This window comes from Paenibacillus xylanilyticus, assembly GCF_047246825.1.
Lineage (GTDB): Bacteria > Bacillota > Bacilli > Paenibacillales > Paenibacillaceae > Paenibacillus > Paenibacillus xylanilyticus_B.
Map to the genome: position 1 here is coordinate 2,889,580 of NZ_JBFOLB010000001.1, position 21,711 is coordinate 2,911,290.

Annotated in this window: 14 protein-coding genes; 1 reads left to right on the forward strand and 13 read right to left on the reverse strand. The window is 49.0% G+C overall.

From position 1 onward, the window contains the following. Window positions 1-32: 32 nt before the first annotated feature. Window positions 33-839, forward strand: a complete 807-nt coding sequence (locus AB3N00_RS12950) for a helix-turn-helix transcriptional regulator (protein WP_413034875.1) — start codon at window positions 33-35, stop codon at window positions 837-839. Here the strand turns inward: AB3N00_RS12950 and AB3N00_RS12955 are convergent. The 13 genes from AB3N00_RS12955 to AB3N00_RS13015 all read right to left on the reverse strand — a co-directional run bounded on the left by AB3N00_RS12955 (window position 829) and on the right by AB3N00_RS13015 (window position 21,275). Beyond that, window positions 829-1,686 carry a carbohydrate ABC transporter permease gene (locus AB3N00_RS12955; protein WP_413034876.1) on the reverse strand — a complete coding sequence of 286 codons (858 nt, stop codon included), beginning with the start codon at window positions 1,684-1,686 and terminating at the stop codon, window positions 829-831. The genes AB3N00_RS12950 and AB3N00_RS12955 overlap by 11 nt on opposite strands. Before the next feature lie 16 nt (window positions 1,687-1,702). Then, the gene (locus tag AB3N00_RS12960; protein WP_413034877.1) at window positions 1,703-2,596 is read right to left on the reverse strand and encodes a carbohydrate ABC transporter permease; all 894 of its coding nucleotides are present in this window, start codon (window positions 2,594-2,596) and stop codon (window positions 1,703-1,705) included. Between the two features lie 98 nt (window positions 2,597-2,694). After that, window positions 2,695-4,008 (reverse strand): ABC transporter substrate-binding protein, encoded by a 1,314-nt coding sequence (locus tag AB3N00_RS12965; protein ID WP_413034878.1) that lies wholly within the window; start codon window positions 4,006-4,008, stop codon window positions 2,695-2,697. A gap of 680 nt (window positions 4,009-4,688) precedes the next feature. Continuing rightward, window positions 4,689-9,002 carry an alpha/beta hydrolase fold domain-containing protein gene (locus AB3N00_RS12970; protein ID WP_413034879.1) on the reverse strand — a complete coding sequence of 1,438 codons (4,314 nt, stop codon included), beginning with the start codon at window positions 9,000-9,002 and terminating at the stop codon, window positions 4,689-4,691. Between the two features lie 57 nt (window positions 9,003-9,059). Next, window positions 9,060-10,610 carry an extracellular solute-binding protein gene (locus AB3N00_RS12975; protein ID WP_413034880.1) on the reverse strand — a complete coding sequence of 517 codons (1,551 nt, stop codon included), beginning with the start codon at window positions 10,608-10,610 and terminating at the stop codon, window positions 9,060-9,062. 135 nt (window positions 10,611-10,745) lie between these two features. Beyond that, window positions 10,746-13,115, reverse strand: coding sequence for a DUF4962 domain-containing protein (locus tag AB3N00_RS12980; RefSeq protein ID WP_413034881.1), 2,370 nt, complete (start codon window positions 13,113-13,115; stop codon window positions 10,746-10,748). A 36-nt stretch (window positions 13,116-13,151) separates the two neighbouring features. After that, the gene (locus AB3N00_RS12985; protein ID WP_413034882.1) at window positions 13,152-13,919 is read right to left on the reverse strand and encodes a glucose 1-dehydrogenase; all 768 of its coding nucleotides are present in this window, start codon (window positions 13,917-13,919) and stop codon (window positions 13,152-13,154) included. A 26-nt stretch (window positions 13,920-13,945) separates the two neighbouring features. Next, entirely contained in the window at window positions 13,946-15,787 is a 1,842-nt protein-coding gene (locus tag AB3N00_RS12990; protein WP_413034883.1) for a histidine kinase, read from the reverse strand. Further along, window positions 15,784-16,821: a response regulator transcription factor gene (locus tag AB3N00_RS12995; protein ID WP_413034884.1), complete on the reverse strand. Its 1,038-nt coding sequence runs from the start codon at window positions 16,819-16,821 to the stop codon at window positions 15,784-15,786. Before AB3N00_RS12995 ends, AB3N00_RS12990 begins: the two co-directional genes overlap by 4 nt. Before the next feature lie 40 nt (window positions 16,822-16,861). Further along, a complete protein-coding gene (locus AB3N00_RS13000; protein ID WP_413034885.1) occupies window positions 16,862-17,740 on the reverse strand; it encodes a carbohydrate ABC transporter permease in 879 nt (292 codons plus the stop codon). Between the two features lie 12 nt (window positions 17,741-17,752). Continuing rightward, window positions 17,753-18,670, reverse strand: a complete 918-nt coding sequence (locus tag AB3N00_RS13005) for an ABC transporter permease (protein ID WP_413035271.1) — start codon at window positions 18,668-18,670, stop codon at window positions 17,753-17,755. Window positions 18,671-18,729: 59 nt separating this feature from the next. Continuing rightward, window positions 18,730-18,939, reverse strand: a complete 210-nt coding sequence (locus tag AB3N00_RS13010; protein ID WP_413034886.1) for a tautomerase family protein — start codon at window positions 18,937-18,939, stop codon at window positions 18,730-18,732. Window positions 18,940-19,166: 227 nt separating this feature from the next. Continuing rightward, on the reverse strand, window positions 19,167-21,275 hold the full coding sequence (locus AB3N00_RS13015) for an RICIN domain-containing protein (protein ID WP_413034887.1): 2,109 nt from the start codon (window positions 21,273-21,275) through the stop codon (window positions 19,167-19,169). Window positions 21,276-21,711: the final 436 nt, after the last annotated feature.

A 21,711-nucleotide genomic window follows, 5' to 3' on the forward strand; every position in this document is an offset into this window, starting at 1 on the left:
TTGACAAACCCAGATGGTAAAGGTGAAGAACAATGACAAACATTTTTTACGTTGAGTATGACGCAGCACATAACAGCAATTTTGTTTTTGATATTCCCGAAGGGCATCCTTGCTGGCTTTTGGTTATCACACAGACTCCCGCTCAGTTCTGGGTAGATGGTAAACTGAAGGATTACCCACCCCATTGTGCCGTTCTTTTTGAGCCGCATCAAAAAGTTTATTATCGGGCCTCTGCAGAGCAATATATTAATGACTGGATTCGTTTTGAAAGCGATGAACCTTACGTGACCGAAACCTCGCTTCCATTTGGCAAACCTTTTCCTTTGGATGACCCTGAATATTGCCACAAGCTATTCCAACTGCTTGTCGTAGAGAATTCATTCAAAAAAGACTACAGGGAATCATCCATAGATTGTCTGCTCCGGACCCTGTTTAACAAACTGCTTGAGTCTTACTTTCAAGAGGAAATTAGTCCTCAGCACTATAATCTTTTAAAACTTCGGGCGGCCATCCACAACAATCCCAGCCACCCTTGGACAATATCGGAAATGGCTAAAATCATTAGCATCAGTCCGGGATACCTGCAGTTAATTTACAAGAAATTGTTTGGCCTCTCGTGTATGGATGATGTTATTCATAGTCGAATTCGCTTAGCCAAAGAATACCTCAGACATAATCTTTACACGGTTGCGGAGATTGCAGACCGGTGCGGTTACCGTAATGTGGAGCATTTCTCCAGGCAGTTCAAACAAATGACCGGTTCGTCGCCAAAGAGATTTCACAAACACACCGGCAGCTTAACTGCCGGCACAGCAGATTCCGATGAGATCAACCCTTGATTCCGGTCATCGTAATCCCCTGAACAAAATATTTTTGTCCGATGAAGAAGAGGATCAGCACAGGAATAACTGTGATCAGGGAAACCGCCATCAACATCTGTATTTGCGAGGAGCCAAAAGAATTCTGGAAGAACTGCAGACCGATAGCCAGCGTGAAATTCTCATCGCTGTTCAAATAAATTAGCGGAGACATATAGTCATTCCAGTGAAAGGTAATCGACATGAGACCCACCGTAATCAAAGCAGGTTTGATTGCCGGCAGCAGGATTTTGTAATAAATCTGGAAGGCATTTGCACCGTCAATATAGGCGGCTTCATCCAAATCTTTCGGGATCGTTTTGAAGAATTGTCGAAGAAGGAAAATGTTAAACGCGCCTCCCCCAAAAAAGGAGGGAATGATAAGAGGCATCAAGGTATCAAGCCAGCCAAGTTTGGTGAACAACAGGTAAGTAGGAACGAGAGTCACCTGACTGGGGAGCATCATGGTAGCAAGCACCATGGTAAACAACAATCCGCTGTATCTGGATTTAAATCGTGCAAATCCATAGGCTACAAATGAAGCGGAAAGAACCGTCCCAAGCGTTGCCAGCCCCGTTACAATTAAGGTATTCCATGTATAGCGTGTGAAATCCGCATACTGCCAGCCCTGAATGAAATTATCCCACGTAAAAGTTCCCGGAATGATTTTGGGAGGCAGCGTATAGGCTTCCGAGGGGATTTTAAAGGCGGTGGAAAGCATCCATATAAACGGAAAGATAAATACGATTGCAACGATCGTCAATACCACATAACTCAAGCTGACTCTGATCCGGTCGCCGGTTCTTTTACTTTTATAATAAGCCTCCATGGCTGCACCTCCCAAATTAGTTATCGTAATAAACCCAGTATCTGGAGGTCCGGTTTACGATTAGAGTGATGATCATAATAACGATGAATAATAACCAGGCCAAAGTTGAGGCGTAACCCATCTCGTTATATTTAAATCCGCTGTTATAGATATGCATCATGTACGTATAGGTGGAGTAACTTGGGCCGCCTTCGGTCAGGATGTAAGGTTGCATAAAGATTTGGAAACCACCGATGATCCCCATGACCAGATTAAAATAAAGCGTTGGCGTTATCAGGGGCAGGGTAATCCGCGTAATTTTAACTAAACTGCTCGCTCCATCCATTTCAGCGCTCTCATATAGGGCTTCCGGAATATCCTGCAGCCCCGCCAGTGTAATGATGATGGAATTTCCGATTGTCCAGACCCCCATAATAATAATTGCCGGCATTGCCCATTTGGCATCGCTTAACCAATTCGGTCCTGTAATGCCGAAGAGAGAAAGGAAATAGTTAACGAGCCCGAATTGAGCATTAAAAATCCAACCCCAAAGTAAAGTAACCGCAACGCCGGATGTGATATAAGGGATATAAAAGCTGGTCCGGAAAAAACCAACCCCTTTAATTTTTTGATTAAGCAGAAGAGCAATCAGAAAAGACAAGAGCAAACTGGCCGGAACGGAAACCACCACAAAATATAGCGTGTTCAGCAAAGAACGATAAAATAGCGGATCCTGTGTAAAGGCCCTGATGATATTATCTAAGCCAATAAATTGGCCTGAGCCGGTCATATCCATATTTGTGAAAACCAGAATGATGGAATAAGCCATGGGATATAAGGTGAATATTAAAAAACCCAAAAGCCATGGCGAGATAAAGAGGAAAAATGGTTTCTCCTCCCTTTTTTCAATGCTGTTGTTTCGAGCCTTCATTCTTTCGCCTCCATAAATGCCTCCATTTGAGACCGGATTATGATAGAAAGGGGGAAAGATCCCCCTCCCTTTTGTTAAACCGGGTGTTCGTTCTTCTATTATTTATTCTGATGGATGGAGTCGAGAGCGGCCTGGATTTGTGAAGTATAGGCTTTAGCCGCTTCCTCAGCCGATTTCCCCTGAACGGTGACCTGCTGCCAGGTTTGCTCGTAGAGATCCCCTGCCTTGGCAATGGAGCCCCCCCAGGGGAAGGTTATGGCATCCTGCAGCCCCGTTACAAAATCCACCATGGAGATATCTGTACCTTCAATTTTCAAATTGGCAAACGTACTTTCAGCCGATTCGTTCGCTGCAGGCAGGTTTACCTTACTGTACAAATCGCCTACCTCTTTATTCAGGGATACGGTTTTTATATAAGCCCAAGCAGCTTCTTTGTTTTTAGAATCCTTATTCATGGCGAAGCCGGTCTGAAATTTAATGTTGACGGTCTTTCCGGACGGGTCTTTCGGAGGCATCACGATTCCCCATTTAAAGTTTGATCCGATATTTTTGGCGATCGTCGAAGCTTCAAATACACCTAGCGGATACATAGCAGCTTTACCTGCGGCGAACATTTGGTCCATGGGCATGCTCTTGGCGGCTGCGTCATCCGGCATTGCCTTTGCGTTCACCAGGTCGCCAAACAATTGGTAACCCTTAAGGGTATTGGGATCATCCAAAGTCTGTTTGGTCCAATCCTCGTTATATGGCATCCCGCCGTATATAAAGGGAGCGAAGCTTTGCCAAATCCAATGGGACACAATACCGTAGACCCGATTTACTCCTTCACCCGAGGAGACCTGCTTGGCTGTTGCTGAGAAATCATCCCAAGTCCAGTCATTTGTTGGATATGGGATACCCGCCTTGTCAAAAATGTCTTTATTGTAAGCAATCATAAAATCCGAGGCTGTTGTCGGCATACCTTTGCGTGTACCGTCCGGATCTACATATCCTCCGTCAACTCCCTGCGTAAACAAAGCTTCGAGGTCTAATTGATCCTTTTCAATATAAGGATTTAAATCTTCGAACCATTTGGATCTTAACCCTTTCCAGTCTGGAGACATCATAATCACATCACCGGCATTTCCCGCAGCCAGAGCTGCATCCAGCTTAACATCGATGTTATCTGCCGGGAGCCAAACTTCATGCACCTTCACTTTAGGATAAAGCTTCTTGAAAATTTTGGTTGCTTCCTTCCGGGACTGGAGCTCCTCACCGCCGCCCCACCCGAATACGGTAAGGTCGCCAGAAATTTCTTGCCCCGGATTAGTACTTCCCGCAGGGTTTTCCTCCGCCTGATTACCGGTTCCACCACAAGCGGTGAGCGCTGTCATTAATATCCCGATGAATAGAATGGCTGAAAATCTTCTCATATTTATCCTCCTTTGTACTTAGGCCATGGCTAGTGTTGTAACCCGATGAATGACTTAAAATCCTGATTACATTCGAAAAAACTGAAGAGGGAATTACTGATCTATTCTTATTTAATACAAAGACACTATGACCTTCCCAAACCTGAATTCGTCACAAAATGGCAAGGTAAAATTCCAGACATCGCATATTAAAACACCACTCCTTCTGTTTTGTTAGCGTTTTCTTTCGTTATTTAAAAGTAAGGTTTCTGACTGTTTGATTCAATGACCTATCCTAAAGAATTATTGATCAATAGTCATATTCAAAAATTTGATATTCAGGACTGAAGTTAAACTCTTGCAAGAACGACGACTGAGTTCTCCGCTGTTTATGCCGGTTAGCATTTTCCATTGTTCTCACAATTCCCTGTTTTCCGATCTCAGCCAATCAGACACCCATGAGGAAAAATAATCTAATCATTGAGCTACTCTCTGTGAAGGAATGTTACTAAAGAAGCGAAACAAAAAAGGGACTCGATGCAATCATCGAATCCCTTTTCCCCAATATGGATTATTTGGAGGTAAGACTTACTTGTGCAGCCGATTGATCATTCCCTGTGTTTGTGGTGGTGTCTAATGAGGCTATCACAACAAAAAGTAGCCCGGCAGGCCGAACACCTGCTGGGCTACTTTTTCAAACGTTACAGCTCGGTTACGGTCACTCCCGGCGCCTGGTAATAATCCTCGGTTACATTGTTGAGCATGTTGCCTTTCAGCAAAATGCCAACCCCCGCAAAGAGACCGATCCCGTTCGTATTACCTTCGATTTGGTTATTCTCTATCTTCACGTTCTCGGGATTCCCTTGGCCGATATTGCCCGCTCCGGCATCTCCGTTGTCGTAATCAAGCCGTACTCCCCAATAGCTACTGGCAATATTATTGCGGATCACATTGCCACGGATCACTGTGCCAGGTCCGTTCAGCACTTTAATTCCTATTGCATCCGCAACTGTGGATGTGTTTTCAATAATATTGTTCTCGATTAACGTATCTGGCGTGCCCATAATTACCGAAATGCCGATTTGGCTGTTTTGGATCGTATTGTCATGAATATAATTTCCTTTGCCGGATTTGCTGTGGTTACTTGGTGCTGAACCTCCAGTATTGCCGAGTCCAATCCCGGCGCCTGCCAGTACATCCGTAATCACGTTGCCGGAAATTTCATTCAAATACTCCAGTTCACCATGGAGATCGATGGCATCCAGCTTCGTTCCGATAAATGTGTTGTTACGCAGTACGTTGTTGTGGGCCACAAACTGAATCAGTGCTCCATGTCTGAGATAAGGGCCCTCAAATGTACTATCCTCCACCACATTCCACAACGTATCATTTTCAAAGCCAAGCCGGTCTGTCTTGGCCGTCCCCTGAATGGAAATGCCGTAACCTGAACCTCCAGGCCCAAGATCGGTTGCATTGCGGAATGTTGCATGCCTCACAACCACATCACGGCTGTGCTCAATACGGATCGCCATGCGTTTGAATTTCTCCACAATCACGCCGTCTATGGTAATGTTGTAGGATGGTGTCTCCCCATGGTTAGCGATGTGAATCATGCTATCGGGCCCCCCTGCGGAGGGATTATTGGATTTGTGATCGGTCGTGTAGCTGCCGGACCAGGATGAAGTAACCGTCAGGTTGGTTACGAGGATATTATTCTCAGCCGATGCTTTCAGGACGGTGCTGCCCGTCACCTGATCCAGCGATGTCTTGAGCACAGTCCCTTGGCTGCTCTGGCCTCTCAGGTTAACCCCCGTCTTAAGCATTAGATTCGTCATTGCATCCGGTCCCGATAACAAATTGTACACACCGTCGGGCAAAAACACCTCATCCCCAACGTTTGCATCATCAATGGCGGCCTGTATAGCTGGGCGATCATCGCTTGCATTGTCCGCAGGATCTGCTCCGTAATCCCGCACATCAATGGTACGTCCGGTTACGACATTCGGAGAATGAACAGCATGTGGCGTTCCGTCCGTCTCTGTTAAACCTGGAGCACTGAATGCCACCGTCCCTTCAGGCGGCTCTGGCACGACGTATGGAATCAGGGCAACAGGCGTGCCTTCGCCTGCAAAAGGTGCATACAGATGGACGTCGGTTAAACTCGTATAGATGCTTGAATCGGAATTACCATGCCCGGTAATCCGCACATAACGTGCGGAAGTGTCCGGGATATTGAACGCCTGCATTTCCGTTGTATCCCCACTGCTTTCTCCGCTGAACACTTGTGCCCACTGCTCTCCGTCAACTGACGTTTCAATCTCAAAAAAAGTCTTCCGTACATCACCTTTATAAAATCCGATGCCCACATAACCGACTTGCTGTTCCTCGCCCAGATCATACGAGATCCACGGTCCTTCTCCAGCAGCTGACCAGCGTGTATAGCTGTTATTATCAATGGTGTTGGTTGCCAGATTACCATCGCTGCCGCTTGCGCCAACTGAAAGAACAGGCAGCGCTGACACAGGAACAGTTAAGGTGGTTATATCGGTTGTTAGGGCAGAGCTAACGTTACCAGCCTGGTCAATTGCCCTCACTTGAAAGGTATACGATGCTCCTGCTGCAAGCCCGTTGGCCCTGAATGACCGGTTCGCCTGTTCGGCCAACAACGTTCCTCCCTGATAGATCCGGTATGCAGCTACAGCCGTATCATCGCTTGCTGCAGGCCAACGCAGATCGGCAAAATCCGTTCCCCAGTTGCGAAGCTCCAGCATCGCATCCGGCTCCCATTCAGGCTCAGTCGAGTCGCCTTCCTCGGTTAAAGCAATGACCGCTAGCTGGGGTCTAGGATTGCTCGTTCCGTTGGCTTCCTTGGTGTACACGTTGACGGAGACACCTGTCGCTCCGGCATCGGCAAGCAAAAAAGCCACCTGCCCTGCATCCGGACGATTCTTCACATAATCGGTCACGTCAACTTCATAGACTGCCGGGCTTCCGCCGCGATCCGCCGTGACCTCGAATGCGCCAAGAAGTGCACTCTCGCTCAGACTCTTGACGGGGGCATTCTTCCAGGTCACGGAAGTTTCGCTCCACTCCGTTGCATCCAAGCCGTATAGAGACAACACCGTGTCCGTATTCGACGTGCCTTTCTTGGCAGCAATTCGCAGTCGGTACCGATCTCCTTCGCTTTCATTGCCAGTCATGTCATACTTGAAATATGCATATTTTGGGGTCGACGACGTGGAGGAAATGCTGAGCAATCCGGTACTGGAGCCCGTAGCCTGATTGAAATTCTGATCCGGCTTGCCACTGTCGATCGCTGCATCGTCGCTTGGCAGCTTGTTGGAGATCACCTTCTCCATCCATGTCGATCCTTCTTCCTCCTCAGACGGCGTGTCTTCCCGATTGCTTTTAAATATAATTGGCTCTGTCACGACTCTGTTTTTCACATGATCATCCAGGAATGCCCATGCCTCCGCATTGGCAGTCTCGGAAGCCGCCCCTGTAAATCCATGCCCTTGACCGGGTACGATTTTCAGATCCACAATCGGTACACCCGCGGATTGAAGCTGGCCCGCAAAAGTAATGCTGTCCGTATAGGGAATGGTGGCATCGGCATCGCCGTGCCTTATCCAGATTGGCGGATCATCCGGTGACGCATAGGTGCCCGGCATAGCCAATCTGGCCTGCTCAGGGACATCCAATGCACGATGTCCGCCTAGAAGAGCTGTGACGGAGCTGTAGTTATTGGCAAATGCAGTCGTAAAATCAGCAGGCCCGTACCAGTCGGCTACTGCCTGCACTTTGTCCGAATACTCCGGCCATCCGCCTGAACCTTCGAGATCAGGCACCTCTACCGTTGCGCCCGTATCCAGCTCTACCGTCTCGCCGGCAACCATATCCCCTGTGGTTCCAAGCAATGCAGCCAAGTGACCGCCTGCCGATGAGCCCCAGACTCCGATTCGACTCGGGTCGAGATTGTACTCAGCTGCATGGGCCCGCAAATAGCGGATGGCAAGCTTCACATCCTGAATCTGGGCAGGAAAAGGCGCCTCAGGCGTAAGTCGGTAGTCCAGAGACACGCCGATGTAACCGCGCTTGAGTACATAATTGCATATGGAGTTCAGTGCTTGCTTTCGGTCTCCATGATTCCAGCCACCTCCATGAATATAGACCATGACCGGCATCGGTTCGGATGCAGCTGTCTCTGGTACGGCAATGGAGGAATATATGGCCCGACTGCCAGCCGTACCGATCTCTACATCTTCATAGAGGCTCACCCCCTGTGGAGGCGTAAATTCCGTATTCTCTTCCCCCGGCGGCACAGGGGAAGAAGGAGGAGTTATGCCAGGAATCGCCTGACCATAAATGGCGACATTGTCGATGTACATGTTGGCCTGCATGACGTCTCCCGTCCGAAATCGAATTTTGACGGTACTGTTATTGTTCGCTTCCGAACCCAGCAACCAGCTTTTCAGCGTATTTCCTTCTTTGTTTTTCAGGTCCGGAGTACCTGGCGGGAGTTCAAACGTCTCCAGCGTCGTCCAGGAAGTCCCCCCATCCTTCGACCACTCGATAATGACACTTCCACTTATATAGGATGAAGCACGTGTGTAGTAGCTCAGCCGGATATTACCATATCCGGTCAGATCGAGCGGCAGTGCGAGATCATCGGTTCCATCGATCTTGATCATGTTGGGTAGCGATGGCGCGGTAGTCGAGGAGGACGTTTTGGCTTTGCTTCCTCCTTCTCCTTCCTGAAGCCATGGAGACCTCAGGGCAATTCCGCCAGTCGATCCGAAGTTATCCGGATCATCGAAGTTTTCCGCATAAATTTCCAGTTCAGGGCCCTCCGGATCCGGGATATCTCCTTCCAGCGTGGCGTTTAAGGCATGATGAGGAATCGTGTCCATGGCTGCATGAGCTTCATGCACAGGAACGACGGTACTGTTTATGAGCAAGACAGACATGGCAACAAGTACAACCCACTTCTTCCACGTTTTGAACAAGTCAATCACTTATATCCCCTCCATATTCACCTGACTCCCTGCACTGCTTCCATCCATCCTGCAAGCCTAACGACGCGGTAAGGACACCCCTTCGCCATTCTTGAATTTCTCCGTGGCTTCCTGAATGGCCTGATCGCCGCCTTTGGATTTCCATTCCTCGATCACTTTTGGCCAGTCGGAGATCGGTTCTTTGCCGTAAACCATCTTGATCATATGGGTCAGCAGTACCTGAGGAGGCGTATCCGAATTGGGTGCGATATCCGGATTCTGTACAAAGGCTTCCAAACGCGGATCAAAGGTGATGCCATCCCTGCCCTCTTTTGCCAAAACGGTATCGTAAATGTTCATCAGCTTCTTGCCTTCCTCGGTCAATGATAGGGAGCCTTTGTTGTACGTCGTATCCTGTACGAACCATAGAAACGACTGACGATAACGTTCCTCATCCACCCCGGCCGAATCAGTTGGAGCATTGTACGAAATCACCCCATTATCCTCCGTGTATGTCTCACCTTCTGTTCCGTACGTGAAGAACTTCTCTGCTTCATCCGATACCATCCAGTTAAAAAAACGAATGATGGAAGCCGGATCGGCGGCATCCTTATTAATGAAATAGGCACGTGTCACCGGTCCGTACAAGTAGTAACCACCCTTGCCGTCCGGACCAACAGGTGAAGGGATAATCTCGACTTCTGCATCCGGAACCGAAGCTTTGATCTGCTTCTCCCACTGAATGAGCTCGTTCGCGTTCATGGACCACATGCCAGCCTTACCGGAAAGGATCGTATTTTTGAATACCGTTGAATTGATGGTTGCAAACTCTTTGTTTATCAGTCCTTCGTCATACATGGTCTTGTACACGGTCAGCGCCTTCTGCATATTCTCGTTATCCATAAATTTAGGTACGATCTGATCGCCCTGCTGCTCCATCATCGATAGGAACTGCTGCACGTCATAGGCTCCAAAAAAGGTATCGGCATATTTGAAATCTTCACGCCCCATATAGGGATTTTCCACACCCAGCTTCTTGAAAGCGCGCAGAACCTCCAAGGTTTCCTCTACCGTAGTCGGCACGGGCAGGCCGGTTTGGTCCAGCAGATCTTTGCGAATCCAGGTAGCCCGGCGGGAAGGGTTGGATAGGTATTCAGGGATGGCATAAATATGGCCGTCATGGGTTACCTGATCCCAGGCTTCCTGAGGCACGGCCTTAAGCAAGTCTGGACCATACTGCTTGAGCAGATCATCCAGCGGCTGAAATACCCCGGCTTCAACAGAGCCTGCCATCTCCTTGCCGTTGATGCCACCGTCGCCCTGCACAACATCAGGAATATCGTTGGTCGCAAACATTTGGACCATTTTCTGCTCGTATTCCTTATGAGGCACCAGGACAATCTTCAGATCCGTATCGGTCATATCCTCCAGCTTTTTCACCCATTTGTCCTGGTTAATGTCTGGCGACTTCTCCACATAGGTGTAAGCCAACGTACGTAAAGATATAGAGAAACTGGTTTTGCCGTCTCCACCATTTTCACCGGATACCGTCCCGCTTCCTTTGCTGCATCCTGCCATGACGCTTGCCGCCAACAACAAGGCCATGCCTGAGGCCATCCACTTTTTCATGCTACCCCTCTTTTCATCCCGTTTTAGGTACCACCATGCAGTAAAGCGCTTTCACAATATCGATGTTAAAACATCCCCACCTTCTGCAACAATGGGGATGTTTTAGATCGAATTGCGTTTTCTTTAGGTTCAATACTAGTATGCCTTGGATACCTCAATCTTCTTGGTTACACCGTTATCCGTAAAATAGAGATGGATACCGTGATCCTGATCATCGATGAAATAAGGAACATATTTAGGCTCCTCGAGCCGATACGGCACAAGCAGCGTCACGATCCTGTGACTTGAAGCAGGCCGCGTTTCCGCACTTAGGTGATAATGTCTCGGCAGGCCTTCGTACTCCGCAGGGTCCACACCTGCGAATTGGTCCGTCTGGCTGAGTGACATCTCGCCGGACGACGTGTAGACAAACGTCCCCTCTAGCCCTGCCTTGCTTCCGTTCAATCTAAAATTTTGTCCTTTCAGCTGCAACGGATGCAGTGCGTGGAACAGCCATTGGACGCTGTCCGGCTTCTCCAGATCAATGTGGTCGACTATAACGAAGTATGACGATTGAAGAAAATGAATTTCTCGCACAACCCGCCGTACATGCGGTACAGTGTTAGCATAAGCATCAGTTGCTGCCGCACGTACATAGCCATCGCCGTTTCGCCAGTAGGCTTCTTCGATCTTTCCGGTTGCCGCCATGTTCAGCACTTTGTTGTTCTCGGCATATTGCCCGGTTCCACCAATCAGGATGTTATTTTTGGAGCGTGTCTGCCTGCGCCATTCCCGGTGAAAGGAACTGCCGTGGGCGATATAATAGCCGGTATCTGCCGCAAGCGGCTCACCGAACGCATGCAGTGTGAAGCTATTTTGATCCGCATGGCTATGGCTGATCGAGCCATACCGGCTCGACTTGAGCAGGAGCATGATATGCTCTTCCGGATCATCCATCCGGTGGTGCATGGCTACCCATCCTACATCACGAAACCACTTAACCGGCTCGATGTCTACAGGCGCTTCTTCCTGTACCCGAGGATAATTATGTCGGTATACCAGATCGTCAAAACGAAAATCCCACCAACCGTAGTTATAGAACGCCCCCTCTGTCCCAGGGTCCATGCGGCGTACATTTTCAAAATACCACTGGTACCAGCGGTTCCCTGTTACACCTGCAAACTGGCGAACAAGATAACCGGTCTTCAAGTTTACCGGGTCACCCAAGGTAGACTGATCTCCAAAGCTGGCCCGCCGGACATCCGGCGGATACACGTAAAGCGGGAAATCACCCGTACGCTGAAAGAATGGCCGGCGGAAGAAGTCGATGCCTGTGTAGCTTCGTAACAAATTCATGGCATCGGTTACATAAGCCATGCCTGTTGTCCAATACATCGGTCCTTCTGCCCACCCGCCATCACTTCCTCCCCACGGCGAGTATAGGCAGGCGTAGTAGTCAACCGCATAATCCAGCCAATCAGCAGCCTGCTGTTCTTCATGCAGCAAGGCAATACAGCAGGGTACAAGCACCGAAGACAATGAACGCACGGCGTGGCTATCGTAAGGGACGTGATGAATCTTGGAGCGAACCATCACATGCTGTGCCACCTGCTCTGTCCTGCGAAGCAAGCTGCGTCTCACCACATCGCGCTCCTCACTGTTCAACTCGTCATACAGCCAGTCGTAGCCCCAGGCCAGACCTACGGCGACCCGAAAGGCAGCCTCGTCGTTATAATCGCGTGATGTTGTACCTTCCGGATCCCAACCCGCGACATGCAGCAGCCAGGTTTTCCCCGCATCCAACAGCCTTCTGTCACCAAGCACACGTCCCGCAACACTGAGGTGCCGAATGGCATACAACACTTCCTGACAATCGATATACATTTGCCTCCATAGTGAGGCAACTCGCTTGTTCTCCGGGTAAGGCGTTGGTTCGCTGATCAGTTCGCGGGTGACCCAGGGCTCTACTGAATCGGAAAGAAATACATTCCAGCTGCAATAAGTTGGATCGGATGCAACGCTTTCTGATAGTTCATTCAATTTGCTCTCATCAAGCCATAGCCGAGGATGGGCAATATTCGTGGAGGCATAGCGCTGAACGCGGTCCGGGATCGGTGTCTCGGGTAATCCGGCTGGCACGGTGAATTGACGTACCTCACTCCACGACGTTCTTTCCCGAGTTTCATCCTTCATCGCATCCGATTCTACGGCCACTTCCTGCAGTACAGAGCGATCCAGAATCAATGCATAACGCCAGTAATACTCTCCTGGTACAAATACCCGATTCGGCGTAAAAAAATTATAGGGAAGCGGTGCAAATGTCATCGTTTCCTCTTCCTGAAATGTAGGCACGGTCGATACCTGCAGCATATACGCATTCTCATCCTCCTGCTGTGCCGCCATCCAGGTAAACCTCGGTGGATTCTCTCGGAGCATGGATTGTTCGTCAGGTGCATAATCCACATGGAACGGTCCACTCATCGGTTGATACAACGGTCTTTCTGCAGGCATCCGTTTAACTTCCATGGATAAGTTCACTCCTCTTTACTGATGGATGTGGTATTAACGCATGAACATTCCGCCATTGATCTCAATCGTTTCTCCGGTGATGAAGGAGCCCAGCTCGGAACAGAGGTACAATGCTGCTCCAGCCACATCATCCGGGTTGCCTTCCCGTCCGAGCGGTATGCTGCTTATGGTTGATGATCGTCCTTCTTCCGAAGTGAACGTCGCATGGAACGCCGTTTGGCCAATGAAGCCCGGTGACAGGGCATTAACCGTGACACCAGCAGGCGCCATTTCCTTGGCAAGACCTTTCGTGAGTGCAATGATTGCCGCCTTGGATGCTGCATACATCGCCGCACCCGGGCCCCCACCGTTATGGGCTGCTACCGAAGTCAGATTGATAATCCGGCCGCTTCCGATCGCTTTCATGCCTGGAATGACCGCTTTGGAGACAAATACCGCGCTCTTCAGATTGACGTCCATAATACGGCTGTATAGCTCCTCACTCATGGTTTCAATCGGACTTCGCTGCACCAGATGGCCCGCATTATTGACTAATAGCTCGACCGGACCCCCGAAGCGGTAAGTGATGTCACCGATCATAGCCTCAATGGCTTCCGTATCTGTCACGTCCGCCCGGAACGCTGCTGCTTCCCCGCCTGCAGCACGAATGGCGGCCACTACCTCCTCAGCACGTTCCATATTATTCAGTCCGTTCACCGCAACCTTGGCCCCGCAACGGGCCAATCCCCCGGCAATCGCTGCGCCAATGCCTCCACTTGAACCTGTCACCAGTGCAATTTTGTTCTGCAAATTGATATTCATGTATCATCTTCCTCTCTTAATTCGAGCTAGATTCGCTTGCTATGCTGATCCGCCGGAAGCGCCATCGTAATGATCGTTCCGACACCTTCCATACTCTCGATCATCAATCCATATGTTTCTCCAAACACCAGTTGTATACGTCGGTGGACATTCATTAGTCCGATACCTCCACGATGGTACACGTCATTTTGATCCTCGCCTGCAAGGCGGTTCAGTTCAAGACGGTAACGCAGCTTCTCCAGTCGTCCCTCACTTATCCCCTTGCCGTTATCCTGGATCATGACGAGAAAACGTCCTTCCACTCGCCTTGCATCAATGCGGATGAAGTGACCAGGTTTCATGCCCTGCGGAAAGGCATGTTGAATTACATTTTCCACAAGCGGCTGAAGTGTGAGTCGGACCATTTTCTCCAGCAGCAGATCCGGGGCAATGACCACCTCAACTTCGAGTTCCCGGTCCATGCGATGCTTCATGATCGAAAGGTAGGCCAGTACATGCTTCAGTTCATTTGCTACCGTAATTTCTTCCAGATTCGTCTGAATGGAATAACGGAGCATATGGGCCATGGATTCCACCATCTGCGTAATTTCTTCCGAATCCTGGACGACGGCATAACATTTGATCGTCTCCAGCGTGTTATACAGAAAATGTGGATTGATCTGCAGCTGAAGTGCCTGAAATTCGGCACGGTGCCGTTCCAGCGCCTCCTGCTGAAGCTCAATCTCCGATTTTTGCCGGCGCAGTTCAGACTCGTACACACGCTCAATCATGTCCGACAAGCGGCTGACCATCAGATTATAGCTGCGGATCAGCACACCGATTTCATCACGCCTTTCCTTCATCTCCACTTTGTTCCAGATTCCCTTCTCGGTCTGTCTCATTCCGTTCATCAGCACACGAATCGGCTCCACTTGTGATGCTCCAATCCGATAAGCCACCACAAGTGCTGCAAGCAAAGTCCCTGCCCCGACCCATAGCGTAGCTGAACGAATCGTCGCAATCGGTCGCTGAAGCTCTGCCAAGGGTACGGAAGCGACAAAGCGCCAGCCCGAATAGGCAGAGAGCTCAGAGATCAACAATCTTGTTGTGTCATTTGTATTCCATTCCAGCGATCCGGCAGACATATCCATAAGCTTGCTTACGATACCGGATGGCATGGCTGCCTTCGCTTCTGCCTCCCCTGGTGTGTATATGACGGTACCGTTCTGGTCCATCACATACTGATATCCGCCCTGACCAAGATCGAGTTCGCCCCAGATCTTGTCGAGATCAAGCACGTTAATCTCCATCGCCAGTACACCACTAGGTGTATAGGAAGATAACCCCCTGATCCGGCGTGCAATCGTAATCACGTTGGTACTCTGTTCACTTCGAATACTGCGGGTAAGCAATATTGAATCGCCATTTGCTGGCGTCAATGCCAGCAGCTCCTTATATTGAAGATCAGCATCCACATCCGGAATGCCTGTGGAATTCTGGTTGTCGTCAATGACAACACGCCCATTTTCCCCGATAACATACAGGAACTTGATTTGCGGGTATAACATAAAAACAGGGGGGAACACGTTTCTTTTAATTTGACGGCTGTACTCGTAGTAGGCATAACTATCCTCCGGCTTCATGTCCAGAAAATGCTTGACGCTCCCATTTGAGAGAATGGAGTAGGTCGCCCGGTCATAGTTTTGCAAATACAGGTCTGTCTGGTATGCCGTATTGCGCATCGTCTGTGCAATGTTTCCAGCAAGCTGGTCATTCATTTCGGTGGAGGCATAGGTGTAGGTAAACAAGCCAATGGCTGAGAGGGAAAGTGTTATGACTACTGCAAAATGAAAGAAAAGGCGGATCGACAGGCTTCGTTTCATCATCATTCAATGCCCAGTCGGCTGCGGTACTCGGACGGTGTCAGTCCGGTAATTTTCTTGAACGTCTTCGTAAAATGGGGATGATCCGCATACCCCACTTCGTAAGAGATATCCGTAATCCGGTTACCCGGCTGTTCGAGCATCCGCTTGGCCAGCTCCATTTTGCTGCGAATACGATACTGAATAAAGGTCTGACCTGTGGTCTGTTTGAACAATTGGCTGAAATAGGACGGATTAAGGCCAAGCTTGGCCGCAATCTCTTCAAGCGATACTTCGCGGCGCAAGTTTTCCTCCAAATAAGCTTTCGCTTCTTCTACGGGATGCTTCCTTTTACCGCTCCGCCGTTCCTTGATCCTGCTCATCAGCATTTCGATAGCATAGGCCAAGGATTCAAAATATTTATTGTGGGAAACGCTTACAAATATGTCGTGAGGCAAATTCAACGTTCCATTACCACGTGCATTCATTCGGGCAACGATTAGTTCCAGCATTTCCTGAAAAAGCTCTGCAGTCTGTTCAGGCATCAGGGAAAACGCCGGATACCGCCTGGACCAAGCTTCCAACAGTTCCTTCACATCCGGCAGTCTGAGCTCCCATATTGCACTTTCCAGACGCATCGCCCAATCATTCAGTTCTCTAACGGGTACAAGGGATAAGTTCGGCTTCTCCTCCTCTGTTGCCCGCAATTTAAGAAGAAGCTCATGGAGCTCCTGCCGGCCAACAGGCTTCAGCAAATACCGCTTCACACCATAATCCATACATGCTCTGGCATATTCGAAGTCCGAATAGCCTGAGACAACGATAATACGCATTGAACGGCCTTGCTCAGACAATCGTCTGCACAGCTCGATGCCATCCATCGTTGGCATCCGGATATCTGTAAACAGGATGTGCGGCTGAAATGCCTCTACCACCTGAAGGGCTTCCTCCCCATGCGCAGCCTGCCGAATCTCGCAGTCAAACAATCCTGCTTGCTTGATCATTTTTGCCAGGCCCATCCGTATCATCGGCTCATCATCCGTAATCAAGATTCTGAACATCGCCATCCTCCGTTCCGTCAGATCTGTGTGCTTCTCGTACTTAAGATTTGACGGAACCGACCATGATTCCTTTTACAAAATGGCGCTGTAGAAAAGGGTAAATGATGATAATCGGCAAGGTAGCGATAATAATGGTCGCCATTTTGATGCCTTCCGGAGAAGTATGCGCAAGGGTGCTGTAGACGGCGGAACCCGGATCAACGGATATATCGTCACTCTCAAACAGCTTCTTGAGCGTCACCTGAATCGGCCACCAGGCCGGATCATTCAGATAATACAGTGCAGTGGAATACGCATTCCAGTGGCCGACTGCATAGAAGATGCCGAGTGATGCCATAGCCGGTTTGGATAACGGAATGACAATGCGCCAGATAATGCCGAACTCCCCACATCCATCAATACGCGCAGCGTCAATCAGTTCACCAGGCAGTTGGGCGAAGAACGAGCGCATCACGAAGAAGTTAAAGGCATTGATGGCTCCCGGCACGATAAGAACCAGTGGATTGTTGACGAGATGGAGCTCCTTCATCAGAATAAAGTTTGGAATTAATGGTGCTGAGAACACAACCGTTACAAGGACGAACATAACAACCACGGAACGTCCCTTATACTCCGGGCGCGAGACCGGATAAGCCAGTGAGGCTGTTGCGGCGAGGTTGACCAGCGTACCCAACAGTGTAACGCCAACCGATACCGCGAAAGCCCGCCAGAATGAAGCATCCCCGAAGACATATTCATAGTTGATCCAGGTAAATGCAACAGGCCAGAAGCTAACCTCGCCTCCCATGATCGCTTCCGAACTGCTGAGTGATTGGGCTAGCACATTAATAAATGGCAGGATCATCGTTAACGAAAGCAGTGTAAGAAAAACGAGGTTTCCAATGCGGAAAATACGGTAGCGAACACTGGGGGTACGCATAGATCTCGCCTCCTAATACAGGCTTTCGCCAGTTGTTTTTTTGCTAATGAAATTACCAATTAAGATCAGCGCCAATCCGACGACAGACTTGAACAACCCGATGGCCGTTGTGTAGCTGTACTGCTGTGATAGAAGGCCAGCCTTGTAGATATACGTATCCAGAATTTCACCGGATTCCAGATTGAGCGGATTAAGAAATACGAACACACGCTCAAAGCCCAGGTCCAGAAACTTCCCGATGTGCAGCAGCAGCAGAATCATGATCGTTGGCAGCAATGAAGGCAGCGTAATCGACCAAATTTGTTTCAAGCGCCCAGCTCCATCCACCTCTGCAGCCTCATAAAGATCGGGATTGATGCCAGCAATGGCAGCCAGAAAAATAATCGTGCCATACCCTGAATCCCGCCAGATTCCCGAACCAATCAGAATGGATCGAATATATGAATCCTCGCCAAGGAAGTAGATCGGCTGAAAACCCAGGAATTCGAGCGCTTTGTTTACCACACCTGCATCCATGGAGAAAATGCCCATAAAAATGCCACTGATGACGACCCAGGATAAAAAGTGTGGCATATAGACGATGGTTTGAAGTGTTCGCTTGAACATGATCATCCGTACTTCGTTGAGCAGAATGGCCAGTATGATGGGGACAGGAAACGCAATCACAAGATCATATAATCCAAGCAGAAGTGTGTTATTAAGAATCCTCAAAAAGTCATAATGACTAAACATCTTCTGAAAGTGCTCCAGTCCTACCCAATCACTTCCCGTTATGCCTTTGAAAATGTTATAGTTCTGAAAAGCAATGAACGATCCGAACAGTGGCACGTATTTGAAGATAAAAAAATAAAGGATCCCCGGTACCGAGAGCAGATAAAGGATCCGGTACCGCCAGAGGTAACGCCCGGCATCACCGATTCGTGCGCTGATGCCGGATGACCTGTGAAGTCCGGTTGAACCTTGGCTGGACGGCACGATGTCCGCGGGCTTCACGTCTTTTCCCCTCCCTGTTTCTGTGAATGCATGCTTCTCAAATTGTCAGGAACATTCTCGTCCCATGGGATCTCGTTGAATGACACGGAAATATACTCCGGCTCGCGGTCGATAATACGCGAGAGCTCGCGCGTGAACACCTCGACGATCTCCTGCTTTTGCTCATCCGTCCTGCCTTCATACAATCTGATCGTAATCTCTGGCATCCGAGTTGGGCTCCCTTCGATATATAATGTAAACGCTTTAACAATTTCATCTTAGCGTTCCTGTGGAAGGTCAACAATGGACTGTTTTTTCGTTCACTTGTGTTTTTTTTAGGTTAGGATTGTAATAAATAATCAAAAAACCCCCTCTAGTTTCCAGTGTTGAGTTCATGGGAACATGACCTCTTATTCACCGTCTACTATGAGGGGATTAATGTAATCGGGTGTTTCTATTTGGAACCCCAGATCGATTGATTATTGGAACCGATCAGCGAGAATGTCATCACTTCGTTATGGCTGGACAACTCATTCTTCTGTTTAAAGAATATACCTTTGTACGTCACACCGTTAATGACCATCGTGCAGTAATACGTACCGGAAGTATTCGACCATGTACCGGTTACCGCACCGGATATCGTTCCGTTTGCATTCAGCGTGACGCTCTGGGTCGGAAGCATGCCTACGCCGCTAATGAATGCATCCAGCCCCATGTTTACGAACTGGTACGTTCCCGTCATGTCGCTTGCGCTATAACCCGTGGAAGAGATGCTGCTTCCCAAAAATTCGTACACGGCTGTCACCGGCCATTTGTCGGCATTCAGGAATTGCTGATGCGCACGAACCTCATGATACTCGGTTCCGTTATTGAAACGGGTATGATAGATCAGATACCTTGCGCCATCAGTATCGACAAATGCGGAGTTGTGTCCTCCCGATTTGTAACCAAGCGGTATACCCGACAGCGCATAGTTGCCGAACAGCTTCACGCCGCGACTTGACTGATCAACCGAAGCAGAGGCATATACGGCCTGATTGCCAGCAGCATCCGTATATGTTCCGTCAATCGTGGTGGAACGATACACGCGGATATGATAACCGCCCTCATTGGCCAGCCCACCGTACGTTACATACAGGTAGTAATAACCTGCATCCCTGTCATACACGATATAGGGAGCTTCTCCCGTTTTCCCATAACCTCCCGCGATGCGTTTACCAAAGTAACGGTCCGTATTGCCGCTGTCCGATCCCGGATAGATCGGCTGGCCCGTGTCCGGATTAATTTGAAGAATATAGATTCCTCCTGACCAGGATCCGTAACTCATCCACAGTTTGCCGGAACTGTCGTAGGTCAAGGTAGGATCGATGGCGTTGGGAAACAGTGTATTATTAAATCCGCCATTGCTCAGGAACCAGCCGCTTCGCGTGCCTGACAACGTTCCTTTGTCAATCAGCTCGGGAATATTGGTATTCTGGTACCATGTGTTCACGGTTTTTGTTCCAAGAGATGACGTGGTCGTGATCGGATTGCTTCCGCTTGTGAATCCCGAATAGATAATGGTATCGATGTACTCGTAAGGTCCCTTAACAGACTTGGACACACCAAAACCGATGGCTGAGCGAATATAGGTGGAAGAGGTGGAGTAATACAACATGTAAGCACCCTTGGAGCCGTCCGCCCATGTATATGAAGCATTGTAGATCGGCGATGCCGGAGCCCATAACGCGTGACCACCGGAGCTGTCCTGATCGTTATATCCGGCCCAGGCATAGGATACAGCCAGAGCGGATGTCAAGGCAGCACCCGAGCTTCGGGATGCATTGCCGGTTCCGCCTGCTTTGACCAGCTCCCATTTCTGCATCTCTCCGCCCCAGTAGTTCCATTGCTGTACATTGGCACCGGCAGTGGTGCTTCCGTCCGCCACATCCAGCGCACTGGTATATCCGGAAGCCTTGGTCAGGAAAGCAACCGAGCCATCCGCATTTTGCTGAATCCGGAACAACTGCATGGTACCACCCCAATACGCCCACTGCTCAATGAGAGCACCGTCGGCAGCCGATCCGCCATTGACGTCGATAGCGCTCTTGTAGGTCGAATTTCCGGTCAGCAGGTAATAGTCCCCGTTCCCGTAGTGCATAATTCTGAACTTCTGCGCGTCAGACCCGTTATAGGACCACTGCCGAATGCCTGTCCCATCAGCAGAAGAGCCATCGGTGACATCCAGGTATAGGTTGCTGTTTTTATTTTTGATGTAATAGTAGCCTTCAAAGGTAGAGGGTGCATATAAGGTACTGTTGGCATACCCCTGCGTTCCCTCGTAAGACCAGTTTCGGAGATCCGTGCTGCTGGCCTGAGCCAGATGCGAGCCGTAAATGTAATACTTGTTCGTGGACGAATCATAATAAATGGACGGGTCATGTACGGACACCCGGGTTGTATTCGAAGTTGTCGATGAACTTGCTGCCCCTAATGCATTTCCACTGCCTACGCTGACAGCCATAAGCACAAATACGAGCATCATTGCGCCAAGCTTGTTCCATAACTTGTACATACGCTGCATGATCGGATCGAACTCCCTTCATAGTGGCGTGATTATATAGCATTAATAATAATTTCTGTATCAATTGAGGTTGTGAAGCGCTTTCATATTTTAGATAAAAAAATAAATCCTCTCTCTTTCCCCCATCCATTGTTAGATGGAAGCAATCTTGTTACTTTATGAACGGATATATTAACCTCCTTTCACAATGCTAAGCTGCATAGCGATTCTGGATTCGAATACTACGCTACACCCATATTAAGGGGATTACATTGTCGAAGTAAGGGGAATAATGTCGTTTCTAAAAATAAATATATGTATTAATAAATTCGTGATTATATAATCTTTAATTTTACTCCCACTAATAAGAAGTCCTCCTCTTGAACTCTTGTCAGCACGTCACTTAGCTGAAAGTAGCAATGAACTTGATCCAAAAAAAAGTGGTGCTCCATGTTTA

Excerpts from the sequence above, each read along its gene's own strand:
- AB3N00_RS12950 (WP_413034875.1), top strand. The coding sequence starts at position 33 with ATGACAAACATTTTTTACGTTGAGTATGACGCAGCACATAACAGCAAT.
- AB3N00_RS12955 (WP_413034876.1), bottom strand. The coding sequence starts at position 1,686 with ATGGAGGCTTATTATAAAAGTAAAAGAACCGGCGACCGGATCAGAGTC.
- AB3N00_RS12960 (WP_413034877.1), bottom strand. The coding sequence starts at position 2,596 with ATGAAGGCTCGAAACAACAGCATTGAAAAAAGGGAGGAGAAACCATTT.
- AB3N00_RS12965 (WP_413034878.1), bottom strand. The coding sequence starts at position 4,008 with ATGAGAAGATTTTCAGCCATTCTATTCATCGGGATATTAATGACAGCG.
- AB3N00_RS12975 (WP_413034880.1), bottom strand. The coding sequence starts at position 10,610 with ATGAAAAAGTGGATGGCCTCAGGCATGGCCTTGTTGTTGGCGGCAAGC.
- AB3N00_RS12980 (WP_413034881.1), bottom strand. The coding sequence starts at position 13,115 with ATGGAAGTTAAACGGATGCCTGCAGAAAGACCGTTGTATCAACCGATG.
- AB3N00_RS12985 (WP_413034882.1), bottom strand. The coding sequence starts at position 13,919 with ATGAATATCAATTTGCAGAACAAAATTGCACTGGTGACAGGTTCAAGT.
- AB3N00_RS12990 (WP_413034883.1), bottom strand. The coding sequence starts at position 15,787 with ATGATGATGAAACGAAGCCTGTCGATCCGCCTTTTCTTTCATTTTGCA.
- AB3N00_RS12995 (WP_413034884.1), bottom strand. The coding sequence starts at position 16,821 with ATGTTCAGAATCTTGATTACGGATGATGAGCCGATGATACGGATGGGC.
- AB3N00_RS13000 (WP_413034885.1), bottom strand. The coding sequence starts at position 17,740 with ATGCGTACCCCCAGTGTTCGCTACCGTATTTTCCGCATTGGAAACCTC.
- AB3N00_RS13010 (WP_413034886.1), bottom strand. The coding sequence starts at position 18,939 with ATGCCAGAGATTACGATCAGATTGTATGAAGGCAGGACGGATGAGCAA.
- AB3N00_RS13015 (WP_413034887.1), bottom strand. The coding sequence starts at position 21,275 with ATGCAGCGTATGTACAAGTTATGGAACAAGCTTGGCGCAATGATGCTC.